The sequence below is a fragment of the Pseudomonas sp. ASL9 genome, assembly GCF_056680335.1.
In genome coordinates, this window is the sequence record NZ_CM155277.1 from 963,123 (window position 1) to 979,118 (window position 15,996).

A 15,996-nucleotide genomic window follows, 5' to 3' on the forward strand; every position below is an offset into this window, starting at 1 on the left:
ATGAGCGACAGACCCAGCTTCGAAGGCAGCTACAGGGGCGATTCTGCCCGTATCAGCGATGCCACCCGTCTGGAATGCAAAATCTGCTGGTGGGTGTATGACCCGAGCGAAGGCGACCCTGTCTGGCAAATTGAACCCGGCACACCGTTTTCCGCGTTGCCGGACCATTGGTGCTGCCCGAATTGCGATGGCGCCGCCGAGCAGTTCATGGTGCTCAATGACGCGGTCTGAATCGCCAACCACCCCGATGCTGCAAGGCGCGGCGCTGGCTACCCACTTCCAGGCTATCGCCGACACGCGCATGCGTGGCCTGCCCTTTCTCAATCTAAAGCTGGACGTCGAGGCGGTCGGCTTCGCCGTGCAGGTTGCCGGTGAAGAGGCGACCTCTGGCGTACTCGGCATCCTGATCACGCCCTGGTTCATGAACCTGATGTGGCTGGCGCCGGCCTTGAGTGCACCGCTGGCCCAAGGGGCCTCCCGCGAACATCTATTCGGTGACCAGCGCCTGACATTCATTGGCGCAATAGACGAAGCGGTCGGTGCCTACCAAAGCTGCTCGTTGTTCTCCCCGATGTTCGAGTTCGCCGATCAGGCCGCGGCACGCGCCACGGCAGAACAGGTGCTCGCCCTGTTGCGCGATCCACCCCAGGAGGAAGCGCCGCAACACCCGGCGCTCAGTCGCCGCGCCCTGCTGTTCGGGCGCCCGGCCGGTGCCCCGGAATGACCGCCTCAAACAGTCTGTCGCGACTTGGCGGATCGCTGCGGGTGCATCCCGGTCAGCAACCCGCCATCGTCGGCAGTCGGCCTGTGCTGGCAGCCCGGCTGTTGCGAGGCCAGCCACCCGAGGCCGCCGCGCAACGCCTACCCCTGCTCTACAGCCTGTGCGGGCAGGCCCATCGTTTGACTGCACAATTGGCCGTCAGCGCAGCACTGCACGGCGAGACTCAAGCGACGATGGCCGCCAGCCAGGCGTTGCTGGCCGAAACTCGCCGTGAGCACTTGCGGCGTGTCTTACTGGACTGGCCGCTGTTGCTCGACCCCAACGCTCCGCGTCCCTCTTCGGGTGAACTACGCGCCTGGGATCAGGCGCCCGAAACAACCATGAACTTCTGGCTTGGCGGCCCGGTACGCGTATGGCTACAGCAATGGGAAGACAATCCCCATCACGCATTGCTGGAATGGACCCAGCGCAACGAACACTGGGTGAGCCGCCTGCTTGCCAACTGCCGCAAATACGCCGACGCCCTGCAATTGCCGGTGCATGCGCTGCAACTGGTCACCGACACCTCAGCGCTGCACGCCATGGCCGAAAACCTGCGTCGTTGCGCCGACTTTGCCCAGCGCCCCGAGCTGAATGGCCAACCCTGCGAAACCGGCAGTTGGACCCGGCTCGGCGAAACACACCCCGAACGGTACACCAGCGCCTGGCTAAGACTGGGAGCGCGGATCGCCGAACTGGCGCGACTGTCGTTGCCCGGTGCCCGCCCCCCAGCCCTTGGAGTATTGGCGTTGGGTCAGGACGAAGCCCTGGCCTGGAGCGAAACCGCTCGCGGTCTGTTGCTGCATCGGGTATGTCTGGAACGCAACGACGGCACCGTGCAGATAGCCGACTATCAAATCGTTGCGCCCACCGAGTGGAACCTTCATCCGCAGGGCGTTCTGGCCCAAGCGCTGTCATCACTGCCGAGCGCCGATCCACGCAGCACGCGGCAGGCCGAATTGTTGATGGCGGCCTTCGATCCCTGCATCGCTTTTACGCTGGAAACAGGCCCGGAAACGGGGCTGGATACAGACAAAGACAACCACCAAGGACCATCAAGCCATGCATGAACTGAGCCTGGCAGGCGGCATTCTCAGCGCCGTGGAAGCAGCGGCTGCCGCTGATCCGTTCGTGCGCGTCAGCCGTTTGCGCCTGGAAGCCGGAAAGTTGGCAGGGGTCGAGGTACACGCGTTGCGTTTCGCCCTGGAAGCCTTGGCACCGGGCACCTTGCTGGCCGGTACGCACATCGACATTGAAGAACCGCACGGTCAGGCCTGGTGCCTGGACTGCGCCGCCACGGTGCCGCTGGTCGAACGCGGCGCACCCTGCCCGACCTGTGGCGGCTTCTGGCTGCAACCCACTGGCGGCACTGAATTACGCATCCTCGACCTACAGGTCGAGGATCACTGACATTTGATTTCTGATTTGAAATCTGGAGAAACGCCATGTGCGTCGTCTGCGGCTGCGGTACCGGCCATTCACACGAGCAACACCCGAACAACGAGTCAGCCACCGATAGCGACGTGCGCGTCGACGCCACGGGTGACCTGCATTACGGCGCGGGCGAAGCGCGGGTCTCAGTGCCCGGCTTGAGCCAGGCAAGGACGATCCGCATCGAGCAAGATGTGCTCGGCGAGAACGACCGCCACGCCGCACGCAACCGGGAGAACTTCACCGCCCATGGTGTGCTGGCGCTCAATCTGGTTTCCAGCCCCGGCTCCGGCAAGACCACCCTGCTGTGTGCCACCCTCCTCGCCCTGCGCAAGCGCCGCGCCGGGCTACCCATCGCGGTGATTGAAGGTGACCAACAGACCCGCAACGACGCCGAGCGCATCCGCGCTACGGGGGTTCCGGCGATCCAGATCAACACCGGCAAGGGTTGCCACCTGGACGCCCGGATGATCACCGAAGCCTACGCGCGCCTGCCGCTGCACGACGCGCTGCATGCCGCAGGGCACGCGCATCTTCACCCCAAGGCCCCGCTGCTCGCCCACCACCACCCTCACCACGCCGCCCACGATCATCATGCACACGGCGCAGGCGAACCTGCGGGCATTCTGTTTATCGAGAACGTCGGCAACCTGGTCTGCCCGGCGCTTTGGGACCTTGGCGAGGCAGGCAAAGTGGCGATCCTGTCGGTCACCGAGGGCGAGGATAAACCGCTCAAGTACCCGGACATGTTCGCCGCCGCACGGCTGATGATCCTCAACAAGATAGACCTGCTGCCTCATCTGGATTTCGACGTGCAGCGCTGCCTGGACTATGCCCATCAGGTCAATCCGCAGTTGCAGATCATTCAGCTCAGCGCCCGGGACGGCACCGGCCTGGACGCCTGGCTCGACTGGCTGCTGGCCGGTGCGCCGCAAAAAGATCGCCGAGCTGCCCGCATCGCCGCGCTGGAAGCCGAACTGGCAGCGCTTAAAGCGCCGGCCGAGGGCGCCTGACATGCGTAGCCAGAAACTCCCCAACGCTAACGTCTGGCCGCCCGTGCTGGCCTGCGGTGCCTGGCTGAAAAACGCCGCCTGTCTGCTGCAACGCGATCAAGTGCTGTGGTCCCCGGTGCACGGCGATTTGGGCAACCCGCAAAGTTGTCTGGACCTCGACGCGTCGCTGGAGCGCTTGCTGGCGCATGCCGACGCCACCCCCCAGGTTATCGCCCATGACCTGCACCCGGATTTCTACAGTTCACAACTGGCGGTAAGCCTGGCGGCTCGACTGGGCGTGCCGGCACTGGCGGTCCAGCATCACCACGCTCATATCGGTGCGTTAATGGCCGAACATGGGCTCGACGGGCCCGTGCTGGGTCTGGCGCTGGACGGCGTCGGCCTCGGCAGTGACGGCGCCGCCTGGGGTGGCGAGTTGCTGTGGGTCGCGCCCCACGCGTGGCACCGACTCGGGTCTCTGCTGCCATTGCCCCTGCCGGGCGGCGACATCGCTGCCCGTGAGCCTTGGCGTCTGGCCGCAGCCGCACTGCATCTACTGGATCGCGATGAGGAAATCGTCCCACGCCTCGGCGCGCTGGTCGGCGAGCAGAGCGCGGCTACCGTTGCGGGCATGCTCCGCCGCGACCTTAACTGTCCACCCAGCAGTGGCGCAGGACGCTGGTTCGATGCCGCCGCCGGTATTCTCGGGATCAGTGTGCGCCAGCAGGCCGAGGCAGAAGCCGCCATCGCTCTGGAGCGTCTGGCCAGCGACTATCTGGCGGAAAATGCCGAGCCAGCGGTCAAAGGCCTGTGGCGCATCCGGGCTGATGGCGTGCTTGATCTGCGCCCGCTGCTCACGCGCCTATTCGATCTCGCCGATCATGGTCGCAGCGCCGAAGGTGCCGCACTGTTCCACCTGACACTGGCGGCGGCCCTGACCGACTGGGTGCTGCAACAGCCCGTAAAACTGCCGGTACTGCTCGGCGGTGGTTGCTTCGCCAACCGCCTGCTCAGTGCGCGCCTCAGCCATCTGCTCGGCACCCATGGCGTGCAGGTCTTCAGCGCACAGAGCGTGTCCTGCGGCGATGCCGGTCTCGCCCTCGGCCAAGGCTGGATTGCTGCCCACTGGCCCAACCTTGACAGCCAAGCGGCCTTGCCGCTGGAGGAGTCCCCACCATGTGCCTAGCCATTCCTGCCCGCGTGGTTGAACTGCGCAGTGGCGACACCGCGATGGTCGATCTCGGCGGCATCCGCAAAGAAATCTCTCTGGCGCTGGTGCCCGAGGCACAGGTCGGCGACTACGTGATTATCCATGTCGGCTATGCCCTGGGCCTGATCGACCCCGAGGAAGCCCAGCGCACGCTGGACATGTTCGACGAGTTGAACCGCGCTCATCTGGAAGCCTCATGAAGTACATCGACGAATACCGCGACGGCGAGCTGGCTCAACGCATCGCTGCACGCATCCGCGAAGAAGCACATCCCGACCGGGCCTACCGTTTCATGGAATTCTGCGGCGGCCATACCCACGCGATTTCCCGCTACGGGGTCAGCGAGCTGCTGCCCGATAACGTGCGCATGATCCACGGCCCCGGCTGCCCGGTCTGCGTGCTGCCCATTGGGCGCATCGACCTGGCGATCAAACTGGCCCTGGAGCACGGGGCAATCCTGTGCAGCTACGGCGACACCCTGCGCGTACCCGCGTCCGAAGGGCTTTCATTGCTCCGTGCCAAAGCGCATGGCGCCGATATCCGCATGATCTATTCGCCGCTCGACGCACTGAAAATCGCCGAAGCAAACCCGACGCGGCAGGTGGTGTTCTTCGCCATCGGTTTCGAGACCACGACACCGCCCACGGCGTTGATTATTCGCGAAGCGGCGGCACGCGGTCTGGAGAACTTCAGTGTGCTCTGCTGCCATGTCCTGACGCCCGCAGCCATTTCACACATCCTCGCCGCGCCGCAGCAGGACGCCGCTTCGGCGGTGGAACTGGACGGCTTTATCGGCCCGGCGCATGTCAGCATCGTCATCGGCTCGGCCCCTTATGAAGGCTTCGCCCTTCTATACCGCAAGCCGGTGGTCATCGCCGGGTTCGAGCCGCTGGACGTGATGCAAGCGATCTTGATGCTGGTGCGCCAGGTAAACGAGGGCCGGGCCGAAGTCGAGAACGAGTTCATTCGCGCAGTCGGACGCCACGGCAACACAGGCGCCCAGGCGCTGATGGACGAGGTTTTCGAGTTGCGCCCTAGCTTTGAATGGCGCGGGCTCGGTGAAGTGCCCCTCAGCGCCCTGCGCATTCGTCCGGCCTTCGCCCGCTACGACGCCGAAGTGCGCTTTGATTTGGAGTACCAGGCCGTGCCTGATAACAAGGCCTGCGAATGTGGCGCCATTCTTCGCGGGCAGAAAAAGCCCACGGATTGCCGCCTGTTCGGCACCGTGTGTACGCCGGAGAATCCAATGGGCTCGTGCATGGTTTCCAACGAAGGCGCCTGCGCCGCGCATTACGCCTACGGGCGCTACAAGGACATTGAGGTAGTGGCTTTATGAACGCAGGTTCCCCCGTCAAACGCGGCTATGTCCGCCCCCTGAACGTGCGCGACGGGCGCATCGACATGAGCCACGGCGCTGGCGGTCGCGCTTCGGCGCAATTGATCGAAGAACTGTTCATTGCCGCCTTCGACAACGCTTGGCTGCGCGAAGGCAACGACGGTGCGGTCTTCACACCCGAACTCGCCCCCGGCGAACGCATGGTCATGGCGACCGACGCCCATGTGGTTTCGCCGCTGTTCTTCCCCGGCGGCGACATCGGCAGCCTGTCCGTGCATGGCACCGTCAACGACGTCGCCATGACCGGTGCTCGGCCGCTGTACCTGGCCGCCAGTTTCATCATCGAGGAAGGTTTTCCCCTTGCCGACTTGAAACGCATCGTCGAGTCCATGGCCCGCGCCTCCCGCGAGGCAGGCGTACCCATCGTCACGGGCGACACCAAGGTGGTCGAGCGCGGCAAGGGCGACGGCGTGTTTATCAGTACCACCGGGATTGGCGTGGTCGCCGCTGGCATCAATACCGGCGGCCATCGTGCTCGCCCTGGCGATGCTATTTTGCTGTCCGGCAGCATTGGCGAACACGGCGTGGCAATCATGTCCAAGCGCGAGGCGCTGGAATTCGACACCGAAATCCTCTCCGACAGCATTGCCCTGCACGAACTGGTCGCCCAGATGCTCGCGACCGCCCCTGGTTTGCGCGTGCTCCGCGACCCGACACGTGGCGGCCTGGCGACAACACTGAACGAGATTGCCGGTCAATCCGGGGTTGGCATGCTCCTCGACGAAGCCATGATCCCGGTTCTGCCACAGGTCGAAGCCGCGTGCGAACTGCTCGGCCTCGACCCGCTGTACATCGCTAACGAAGGCAAGTTGGTCGCCATCTGCGCCGAGGCAGACGCTGAACCGCTGCTGCACGCCATGCGCCAACACCCCTTGGGGAAAGACGCGGTACGCATCGGCACCGTGTTGGATGACTCGCACGGTTTCGTGCAAATGCAAACCCGCTTCGGTGGGCGCAGGATAGTAGACTGGCTGACCGGAGAGCAGTTGCCTAGAATCTGTTGATCATAGGGTTCGAGCTGCCGGCACAGCCCATAACTGAACGGCCTCGACCCACAGACCAAGAGCGTCATTGAACCGATGTATGACCTTCGATCATCGCGACTCCCTCCGCTTTTACGCAAACTCCTGCGACCGCTGCTGGATCCCTATCGACGCTACCGCAACGCCAGGCTTATCCACGCCGTGCGCGTGTCGCTGGGGTTGCTCGCGTCGATATTGTTGACCACCGGCATCAACCTGCCCCACGGTGAATGGGCCTCGGTCACCATGCTGGTGGTGATCGGCGGGCTGCAACACCACGGCAATATCGGTAAAAAAGCGGCCGAGCGAGCCTATGGCACGCTGATCGGTGCCGCCGTTGGCCTGTTGCTGGTCGCCCAGCAAGCGTACTTGGGCATACCGTTGCTCACATACCTGGGCATGTCTGCGGTGTGCGGCTTTTTTGCTTATCACGCGATCGGCAAAGGCGGCTACACGGCGCTGCTGTCGGCGATCACCGTGTTCATCGTCGCCGGTCATGGCGATAACCCGATATCCGATGGCCTTTGGCGTACCGTCGACATCCTCATCGGCATCGTATTGGCCTTGGCGTTCTCCTTCGCCCTGCCGCTGTATGCGGTGTTCTCCTGGCGCTACAACCTGGCGAGCGCACTGCGTGACTGTGCCGCGATCCACAGCCGAATCATCAGTGGCCAATCGGTCAGCGACGACGAGTACCTCAAGCTGATGAACCGTCTGACCGGCGCCATGGTGCAACTGCGCTCGTTGATGCCCTCGGTGTCCAAAGAGGTGCGGATATCACTCAATAAACTCGACGCCATCCAGCGCAATCTGCGGCTGTGTATCAGCACCCTGGAGATCCTCGCCAACACCCGGCCCGCCGCCAGTGACGAACAGGCCATGGGCCAGCTGCAACTGTCTCTGAAAGCTGAAAACAGACAGATACGCGTACAGCTGATTGCGATGGCGCGCGCACTGCAAACCGGAGCCTCGGAGCGGCTCGAACGGCCCGCCGTCGGCGCGGAAAAAGACCCGGCATCGAACACGCCGGTCTACTCAGCGCTGGACGGCTATCGGCTGCTGACCCTGCAACTGGCTGCCAACATCGACGATATGCGCCAGCAACTGGCGAAGACCGCAAGGAAATGGAAGATCTGACTGCGGGTCATCGATCTGAAAGAAGGGCGCCTCACGGCGCCCCTCTCTATACCCTTGCATTACTGCAGGGCCGCTTGCTCCAGGACGGATCGTTCTGACCCGCCGATTGGAATGCGTTTGGCCTTGGCCTCTTCGGGGATGATTCGCAGTAAATCAATACTGAGCAGGCCATCGGTCAAAGATGCGGTCCTAACCTCTATGCCTGCTTCACGCCCTGAGGCAGTCCCCAATCCTCACAGCAACGGGTCGGAGGAGCTTCCCCTGATGTCGCAAAGGGAAGTATATTCAGTACCCTGGCGCGTAGTGATAGGGCAGTTATTAATGCAAACAATTCGTATTGTTATGTATGATCGCAACAACCGGTCACAAAGACGTCTGTGACCGGCTCCAGCTAATTCTTCCAACATCTTTGGAGCTGCCCTCAGGATGACTTCTCGTACCCCTTCTTTTGCCAAAGTTACATTGCTTGCCATGGCTCTTATGGGCGCAAGCAGTGTTTATGCTGCCCCCAGCGCTGACGGTATCGTTGTCTACAACGCCCAGCACGAAAGCCTGACTAAATCCTGGGTAGACGGTTTCACCCGTGAAACCGGGATCAAGGTCACGGTGCGTAACGGTGATGACAGCGAAATTGGCAACCAGATCGTCCAGGAAGGTGCAGCCTCCCCAGCCGACGTTTTCCTGACTGAGAACTCGCCTGCCATGGTCATGGTAGACAACGCCGGCCTGTTCGCACCGGTGGCTCCAACCACGCTGTCGCAGGTGAATTCGGCCTATCGCCCGGCCCACGGCAAGTGGGTCGGCATCGCTGCACGTTCGACCGTCTTCGTTTACAACAAGGACAAGCTCTCTGCGGCAGACATGCCGAAGTCTCTGCTTGATCTGGCTAACCCGAACTGGAAAGGCCGCTGGGCTGCCTCGCCGAACGGTGCAGATTTCCAGGCCATTGTCAGCGCTCTGCTTGAGCTCAAAGGCGAAGCGGCAACCCTGGACTGGCTGAAAGCGATGAAAACCAACTTCGTCGCCTACCGCGGCAACGGCTCTGTGCTGAAAGCGGTCAATGCTGGTCAGGTCGATAGCGGTGTGATCTACCACTACTACAGCCTGGTGGATCAATCCAAAACGGGCGAGAACAGCAAAAATACCGGTCTGTACTACTTCAAGCACAAAGACCCGGGCGCATTCGTCAGCATTTCCGGTGGCGGCGTTCTGGCTTCCAGCAAACACAAGGAAGAAGCTCAGGCCTTCCTGAAGTATGTGACTAGCAAAGAAGGCCAGGGAATCCTGAAGACCGGCAACTCGTTCGAATATGCCGTGGGCCAGGATGCACCCTCCAACCCGAAACTGACTCCGCTCGCAGAACTGGATGCGCCTATCGTGGACGCCTCCAAGCTCAACAGCAAAAAAGCGGTCGAACTGATGACTCAAGCGGGGCTGCTATAACGTGATGGCGGAGCAAACTTCCAGTGCCCGTGCGACAGTCGAGGCACACGAACCTGCTGGAACAACCTACGCGGTGATTCCAGCCTCCGCCCTCAAAGGACGGTCCCGCTCACCCGGCGGCCGTCCTGCTACATGGGTTGTTGTGACGTCCGTTCTGATTTCGTTATTGGCACTCTTGCCACTAGGATTCGTCGTCGGCATTTCTGTCCAGACCGGTTGGGCCACTATCGTGGAACTGGTCTTCCGGCCCAAGGTCGGGGAATTGCTGACCAATACCGTGCTGCTCGTCGTGCTCACGGTGCCCCTATGCGTTGCACTCGGCGTGGCGCTGGCCTGGCTGACCGAGCGAACCGACCTGCCCTTGCGACGCCTGTGGTCAGTGCTCGCTACGGCTCCCCTTGCGATACCCGCTTTCGTGCACAGCTATGCATGGGTCAGCCTGGTGCCACCCATTCATGGACTGTTTGCCGGGGTACTGGTATCGGTCATTGCCTATTTCCCCTTCCTCTATTTGCCGGCAGCCGCAGCATTGCGGCGCCTTGATCCCGGCATTGAGGATGTGGCGGAGTCTCTGGGTTTGAAGCCATGGGCGGTATTTTTCCGCGTCGTGCTCCCCCAGTTGCGCCTGGCGATATGGGGCGGCTCCTTGCTGGTCGGGCTGCACCTGTTGGCCGAATACGGCCTGTATGCAATGGTCCGTTTCGACACCTTTACCACCGCGATTTTTGACCAGTTCCAGTCCTCCTATAACGGCCCTGCGGCCAACATGTTGGCTGGCGTGCTGGCGCTCTGCTGTCTGGCGATGCTGACATTCGAATCGGCCACACGTGGCAAAGCCCGTTATGCACGCGTCGGCTCCGGCAGCGCGCGCCAACAGCGAACCTGCCGGCTGGGCCGCAAGACCACCCTCATGGCCCTGCTGCTGCCCATACTCGCAACCGCATTGGCGCTGGGCGTGCCGCTGATCACCCTCTCCAAATGGCTGATCGCAGGCGGAGCTGACGTCTGGCGCATGGACACCCTCCTCCCGGCACTGGAGCAGACGCTGATTCTGGCCAGCACCGGCGCGATCATCACGACACTGGCCGCTGTCCCCATCGCCTGGCTGTCGGTCCGCTCGCCGGGGCGCCTCCATCGCCTCCTGGAAAGCTGCAATTACATCGCCAGCTCGTTGCCAGGCATTGTCGTGGCGCTGGCGCTGGTGACTATCACCATTAAATTTGCCCGCCCGATTTACCAGACCACCCTCACGGTGCTGCTGGCCTACATGCTGATGTTCTTGCCCAGAGCGCTGGTCAACTTGCGGGCAGGCATTGCCCAAGCGCCTGTGGAACTGGAAAACATGGCCCGCAGCCTTGGCCGCTCGCCCGGCCAGGCACTCTGGCTCATTACCCTGCGCCTGGCTGCACCGGGCGCGGCCGCAGGTGTCGCACTGGTCTTCCTCGGCATCACCAATGAACTGACCGCCACGTTGCTGCTCGCCCCCAGCGGTACGCGCACGCTGGCAGCCGGCTTCTGGGCCATGACCAGCGAGATCGACTATGCCGCAGCCGCGCCTTATGCATTGATCATGGTTGTTCTTTCGCTTCCGTTGACATGGCTTCTTTACTATCAATCCAAACGCACGGCAGGCCGATGAGTTCTCTTGAATTAAATGCTATCTTCAAATCCTTTGGTGCACTGCCTGCCGTAGATAACGTCAACCTGTCGGTACCTGCGGGCAGCCGAACGGCCATTGTCGGTCCTTCCGGCTCGGGTAAAACTACCTTGCTGCGGATGATTGCCGGCTTTGAGTTTCCCGACTCAGGCAGCATTACGCTGAATGGCACAACCCTGGTCGACGGGTCTACTGAGGTCCCGGCACACCAGCGGCTGATTGGCTATGTTCCGCAGGATGGCGCGCTGTTCCCACACATGACGGTGGCCGCCAATATCGGTTTTGGACTTCCAGGCAACGCGGCCTCGAAGCAGCACCGGATCGAGGAACTGATGGAGATGGTCGTGCTGGACAGACGCATGCTCCCGCGTTGGCCTCACGAGCTTTCTGGCGGTCAGCAGCAACGGGTAGCGCTGGCCCGAGCGTTGGCCCAACGCCCCAAGCTGATGCTGCTCGACGAACCGTTCTCTGCGCTCGACACCGGCCTGCGCGCCTCCATGCGCAAAGCCGTGGCGCAACTGTTGGCCGACGCGGGTGTCACCACCATTCTGGTGACTCACGATCAGGCTGAAGCCCTGTCCTTTGCCAATCAACTGGCCGTCATGCGTCAAGGCAAGCTGATTCAGGTGGGCGCTCCCATGGACCTTTACCTTCGCCCCCGTGACGAAGAAACGGCACTCTTCCTGGGCGATGCGGTAGTCATACCCGCCGTGGTCGAAGCCGGCTGGGCCACCTGCGAACTGGGGCGCATCCCCGTTGGTGATAACACGCACCACGGAGCAACCCAGATCATGCTGCGCCCGGAGCAGATCCAGCTGTCCAGCCAACTGCCTTCTCAAGAGCGGCCGGATGGATGCCTGGGCGTCGTTACAGAAAGCGATTTTGGCGGGAACGCCTGCATGATGACGGTAAAACTGAAAGCAGCGTCTCAATCGGCGAATGGTCAGCCAACGAACCGATCCCTACTGGTTCGCTGCCCCAGCATCCATGCCCCGGCAGTCGGGAACACAGTGCTCATTTCCGTTGCTGGGTGTGCGCATGTGTTGGGTAATGGGGCGCGGTGATGGAAGAGGTGCTTGCGCGGGAGCGTGAGGACCACCGGTAGCATTGCCGACATGGACACGATCCGTGACAGCCCGCTCGCCCATCTGGACGTATGACGCCGTGGTGTGATGCACTACAAGTCACTACAAAGGAGGTGCACATGTCTGTTATGTCTTTGCGTCTACCCGACGAAATATCAGACACCCTGGACACCCTTGCCAAGGCGACTGGACGCAGCAAATCCTTCCTGGCCATCGCCGCCCTGCGCGAATATCTCGCCAGAGAGGCTGGGCAGATTGCGGAAATTCAGCGAGCGCTGGAAGAAGCTGACGCGTGCGACTTTGCCAGCGAGGCCGAAGTAAGCGCAGTCATGGAAAAGTGGACAGGCAATGCGCGTTGAGTGACTAAAAACCGCCCTCCCTGCGAATTTTCCATACACGCCGCTTGCCTCCTGCCTTTTGGTAACCATCCCCCTTTTTTATTTCGCCTCAGTCTCACGTTTAGATGCCGCGCCAGTCTCCATGGACCTGCGCGGCATCGATCATCCGCTACCCGCGCGCCGTTGAATCAAACGCTGACAGTGCGTACCGGCGACGATGGGCGCTGACGGGTTTCCCATGCGTGGGCCAGGCCGACGACTGCATCGGAGGCGGGCAACATCGTGCGTCCGCGAACCAGGTCAGCCGCGCGTTCGGCGAGCATGATGGTCGGGGCGTTGAGATTACCGTTCGGTTCGGTCGGAAACACCGACGAGTCGATCACCCGTAACCCTTTGAGACCTCGAACGCGCAGTTCCGAGTCGACGACGGCCATGTCGTCCTCGCCCATGCGGCACGAGCCGCAGGGGTGGTAGGTACTCTCCAGGTTTTCGCGGACGAAGGCATCGATCTCCTCGTCGCTGGTTACCTGTGGTCCCGGCGCAATCTCTGCTTCGCGGAAGCGATCCATCGCCGGCTGGCCGATGATTTCCCGGGTCAGACGCACGCAACGGCGAAAGCCCTCGCGGTCCTCTTCGCGTTGCAGGTAGTTGAAGAGAATCTCCGGATGTTCGTAGGGATCAGCCGAACGAATCCGCACATAACCTCGGCTCTTGGGTTTGTTCGGCCCGGTGAGCACCATGAAGCCATGCCCCTTGATCGGCTTTTTACCGTCGTAACGCATCGCAGCCGGCAGAAAGTGAAACTGGGTGTCGGGCCAGCGCAAGCCCTGTTCGGAGCGAATGAAACCACCGGCCTCGAAGTGATTGGTAGCACCGAGTCCGTCCTTGTACAGCAGCCAGCGCAAACCGATCATCAGCTTGCTCAGCGGGTCCATTTTGCTGTTGAGCGTGACGGGTTCCTTGCAGGCGAACTGGATGTAGATCTCCGAGTGGTCCTGCAGGTTTTCGCCTACGCCCGGGAGGTCATGCCTGACGTCCACTCCGGCGTTCTTGAGCACTGCTGCTGGCCCGATACCGGAGCGTTGCAGCAAATGAGGTGAACCGATAGGGCCCGCCGAGATCAATACTTCCCGGGTGCAATGGACGGTGTGGGTTTGGCCTTCACGGTCATAAACGACCCCCACTGCCCGCTTGCCGTCGAGGATGATGTGACGTGTCATCGCCTTGGTGATCACCGTCAGATTGGGGCGTTCCATGGCGGGTCGCAGATAAGCGTTTGCGGTGGAACAGCGGACGCCATTCTTCACCGTCATGTGCATGGCGCCGAAACCTTCCTGCATAAAGCCGTTGCAGTCGTCGGTCTTGAGGTAGCCCGCCTCGGCGCCCGCATCGATCCACGCCCCGTACAGCGGGTTTTTCATGTTGTTGCCGTTGCTGGTGTGCAAGGGGCCAGAGCCGCCTCGGTAATCGTCACCGCCCGCCTCGCAGCTCTCGGCGCGTTTGAAATACGGCAGGCAATTACGGTAACCCCAACCGTTGGCGCCCAGTGACTCCCACTCGTCAAAGTCGAAGGCATGACCGCGAATGTAGACCAGGCCATTGATCGACGACGAGCCACCCAGGACCTTGCCCCGTGGGCAGTGGATGCGGCGGCCGTTGAGGTAGGGCTCCGGCTCGGTCTCGTAGCGCCAGTTGTATTTCGTGGTGTTCATCGGGATCGAAAAAGCACTGGGCATCTGGATCACCACACTGCGATCGCTGCCACCGTATTCCAGCACCAGAACACGGGTGTCGGCATCTTCAGTCAGGCGGTTGGCCAACACGCACCCGGCGGAGCCTGCGCCGATGATGATGTAGTCGTATTGTTGGGTCGTCATGGTTATCTCCCGAAGGTCGTTTCGCTGAGCATCGGCGCTGGACGCGAGGTCTTTTTGTCCCCGGTGGAGTAATGCGGGCTCTCATTCTCGATGTGCTGTATCACCGCTTCTTCGTGCTTCAAATCGATAGAGCGGCTGAGCCAGTAGTACGCCATCCCCGACACGATCAACCCGACCAGCCAGGCGACGTCGATGTTGCCGAGTGCTCTGGCGAGCGGGCCGACATAGACTTCCTTCTGCGCCACGCCGTCGAAGATGTAGAAGAACGGGATCATCGCGACGAAGCCGATGGCATACGAGGCGATTCCGCGCATGCCCCAGCTGCCATAGAGCGTGTTGTGCGGTGTGAAAAAATGCGGAATGGCGTAGCGACCCCGGCGAACAAAGAAGTAGTCAGTCAGGTTGACGGCGGTCCAGGGCACGAGGAAGTACAGCATCACCACCAGGTAGATCCCCAGTACCGACAGCCCTGTGTCCGAACCTTGAATGCTCAGTGCCACGCCCAGTTGCAGCAGGATCACGAAACCAATCGCGAGGATGCGTGCCTTGCGTGTCGGCTCGATGTGTTTGATCGAGTCGACGCAGGTCAGGGTGGTCAGCTTCGCGCTGTAGATGTTCATAGCGATGACCGGCAAGAACGCGAGGATCGTCACGGCCACCACGACGGTGCCAACGATCGGCGACAGGGTGCTGCCCACTTGGTTGAGCGCGACCAGCACGTCGGTTGCATGCAGGTGATCAGCCAGCCAGCCGCCCACGGCAATCATCCATGCGCCAGACAGTGAGGCGCCAAGAAAGACCACAGCGATCAACTTCCCACTCGACGTGTTCTTCGGCAGGTAGCGCGAATAGTCGGAAACATAAGGCGCGTAGGCGATGTTGTAACTCGCGGCGGCGGCGAATTGAGTGATAAAGCCGGTCCAGTTGAACCCAAGTGGCGCCGGGGTGGCTTCGCCTGCGGCCAGTAGCGGCATCGGCGCATCGGGCACCCAGTGCATCAGCACCGCCAACGTCACCAGGCCATACAGTGGAATCGACAGGTACAACGCCCATTTGAAGCTGCGGTGCATCCAGTCATGGCCGAGGATCGCCAACACCGTCGCGGGCACCGTCACGACCAGCGCCACCACCATCGGGTTGAAACCGAAGAGCGTGTGCAGGCCCTGCATCATCAACACAAGGTTGACGATATTGAAACCGGCGAAAACAAACAGCGTCGCCAGCAACACCAGAATCACTCCGCGATAGCCGAACTGCGCCCGCGACTGGATCATCTGCGGCAGCCCCAGGTGGGGACCCTGCGAACCGTGGAACGCCATGAACAACGTACCGAACATGATGCCCAGCGTGCCAGCCAGGGTGGTCCATAACGCGCTCAAACCAACACTCGGACCGACGAAGCCAATTGTCATGGTAAAGAAGGTGAAGTTGCCGAGGAACCAGAACGGTCCCTGACTCGCCACTTTGTCGGTGCGTTCGCTTTCGGGGATAAAGTCGATCGAATGTCCTTCGACCGCCAGCTTGTCACCGCGAGGAGGAGCACTGATTGCAACCTTGGATTGTGTGTTCATGATGTACTCTTATTGTTAGTGAAGATCATGACGAGACAACTGCAATTGTTTGGGTGAACGACGCCCCGGCGCATCCT

16 protein-coding genes and 1 pseudogene are annotated in these 15,996 nt (G+C 61.7%); 14 read left to right on the forward strand and 3 right to left on the reverse strand.

Annotation, left to right across the window (positions count from 1 at the left end; all coding sequences use genetic code 11):
• The 10 genes from AC1ME2_RS04505 (at position 1) to AC1ME2_RS04550 (ending at position 7,948) form a co-directional block, all read left to right on the forward strand.
• Positions 1-231 (forward strand): rubredoxin, encoded by a 231-nt coding sequence (locus AC1ME2_RS04505; RefSeq protein ID WP_219063226.1) that lies wholly within the window; start codon positions 1-3, stop codon positions 229-231.
• Positions 218-724, forward strand: coding sequence for a [NiFe]-hydrogenase assembly chaperone HybE (gene hybE, locus AC1ME2_RS04510; protein WP_480439579.1), 507 nt, complete (start codon positions 218-220; stop codon positions 722-724). Before AC1ME2_RS04505 ends, hybE begins: the two co-directional genes overlap by 14 nt.
• Entirely contained in the window at positions 721-1,830 is a 1,110-nt protein-coding gene (locus AC1ME2_RS04515) for a nickel-dependent hydrogenase large subunit (protein ID WP_480439581.1), read from the forward strand. Before hybE ends, AC1ME2_RS04515 begins: the two co-directional genes overlap by 4 nt.
• Complete coding sequence (locus AC1ME2_RS04520; RefSeq protein WP_480439583.1) at positions 1,823-2,170, forward strand: hydrogenase maturation nickel metallochaperone HypA/HybF; 348 nt, start codon at positions 1,823-1,825, stop codon at positions 2,168-2,170. The genes AC1ME2_RS04515 and AC1ME2_RS04520 overlap by 8 nt, the downstream gene beginning before the upstream one ends.
• 35 nt (positions 2,171-2,205) lie before the next feature.
• On the forward strand, positions 2,206-3,204 hold the full coding sequence (gene hypB, locus AC1ME2_RS04525) for a hydrogenase nickel incorporation protein HypB (protein ID WP_480439585.1): 999 nt from the start codon (positions 2,206-2,208) through the stop codon (positions 3,202-3,204).
• A gap of 1 nt (position 3,205) precedes the next feature.
• Positions 3,206-4,369 (forward strand): Kae1-like domain-containing protein, encoded by a 1,164-nt coding sequence (locus AC1ME2_RS04530; RefSeq protein ID WP_480439586.1) that lies wholly within the window; start codon positions 3,206-3,208, stop codon positions 4,367-4,369.
• Complete coding sequence (locus AC1ME2_RS04535) at positions 4,360-4,593, forward strand: HypC/HybG/HupF family hydrogenase formation chaperone (RefSeq protein WP_480439587.1); 234 nt, start codon at positions 4,360-4,362, stop codon at positions 4,591-4,593. Before AC1ME2_RS04530 ends, AC1ME2_RS04535 begins: the two co-directional genes overlap by 10 nt.
• Positions 4,590-5,729 (forward strand): hydrogenase formation protein HypD, encoded by a 1,140-nt coding sequence (gene hypD / locus AC1ME2_RS04540; RefSeq protein ID WP_480439589.1) that lies wholly within the window; start codon positions 4,590-4,592, stop codon positions 5,727-5,729. Before AC1ME2_RS04535 ends, hypD begins: the two co-directional genes overlap by 4 nt.
• Complete coding sequence (gene hypE, locus AC1ME2_RS04545) at positions 5,726-6,793, forward strand: hydrogenase expression/formation protein HypE (protein ID WP_480439591.1); 1,068 nt, start codon at positions 5,726-5,728, stop codon at positions 6,791-6,793. Before hypD ends, hypE begins: the two co-directional genes overlap by 4 nt.
• A 75-nt stretch (positions 6,794-6,868) precedes the next feature.
• Entirely contained in the window at positions 6,869-7,948 is a 1,080-nt protein-coding gene (locus AC1ME2_RS04550; RefSeq protein WP_480439592.1) for an FUSC family protein, read from the forward strand.
• Positions 7,949-8,007: 59 nt separating this feature from the next.
• Here AC1ME2_RS04550 and AC1ME2_RS04555 read toward each other — a convergent pair.
• Positions 8,008-8,148, reverse strand: a pseudogene (locus AC1ME2_RS04555) (heat-shock protein); the annotation flags it as partial.
• 226 nt (positions 8,149-8,374) lie between these two features.
• Here AC1ME2_RS04555 and AC1ME2_RS04560 point away from each other — a divergent pair.
• From AC1ME2_RS04560 to AC1ME2_RS04575, 4 genes are all read left to right on the forward strand, one after another.
• Positions 8,375-9,391 (forward strand): iron ABC transporter substrate-binding protein, encoded by a 1,017-nt coding sequence (locus tag AC1ME2_RS04560; protein WP_480439593.1) that lies wholly within the window; start codon positions 8,375-8,377, stop codon positions 9,389-9,391.
• 4 nt (positions 9,392-9,395) lie between these two features.
• Positions 9,396-11,030, forward strand: a complete 1,635-nt coding sequence (locus AC1ME2_RS04565; protein WP_480441999.1) for an ABC transporter permease — start codon at positions 9,396-9,398, stop codon at positions 11,028-11,030.
• The gene (locus AC1ME2_RS04570; RefSeq protein WP_480439595.1) at positions 11,027-12,112 is read left to right on the forward strand and encodes an ABC transporter ATP-binding protein; all 1,086 of its coding nucleotides are present in this window, start codon (positions 11,027-11,029) and stop codon (positions 12,110-12,112) included. The genes AC1ME2_RS04565 and AC1ME2_RS04570 overlap by 4 nt, the downstream gene beginning before the upstream one ends.
• A gap of 140 nt (positions 12,113-12,252) precedes the next feature.
• Positions 12,253-12,492 carry a CopG family ribbon-helix-helix protein gene (locus AC1ME2_RS04575; protein WP_480439597.1) on the forward strand — a complete coding sequence of 80 codons (240 nt, stop codon included), beginning with the start codon at positions 12,253-12,255 and terminating at the stop codon, positions 12,490-12,492.
• A 167-nt stretch (positions 12,493-12,659) separates the two neighbouring features.
• On the opposite strand, the gene betA is transcribed toward AC1ME2_RS04575, so the two are convergent.
• Together betA and AC1ME2_RS04585 are read right to left on the reverse strand one after the other, a co-directional pair.
• On the reverse strand, positions 12,660-14,348 hold the full coding sequence (gene betA, locus AC1ME2_RS04580) for a choline dehydrogenase (protein WP_480439599.1): 1,689 nt from the start codon (positions 14,346-14,348) through the stop codon (positions 12,660-12,662).
• Positions 14,349-14,350: 2 nt separating this feature from the next.
• Positions 14,351-15,919 (reverse strand): purine-cytosine permease family protein, encoded by a 1,569-nt coding sequence (locus AC1ME2_RS04585; protein ID WP_480439601.1) that lies wholly within the window; start codon positions 15,917-15,919, stop codon positions 14,351-14,353.
• Positions 15,920-15,996 lie beyond the last annotated feature (77 nt).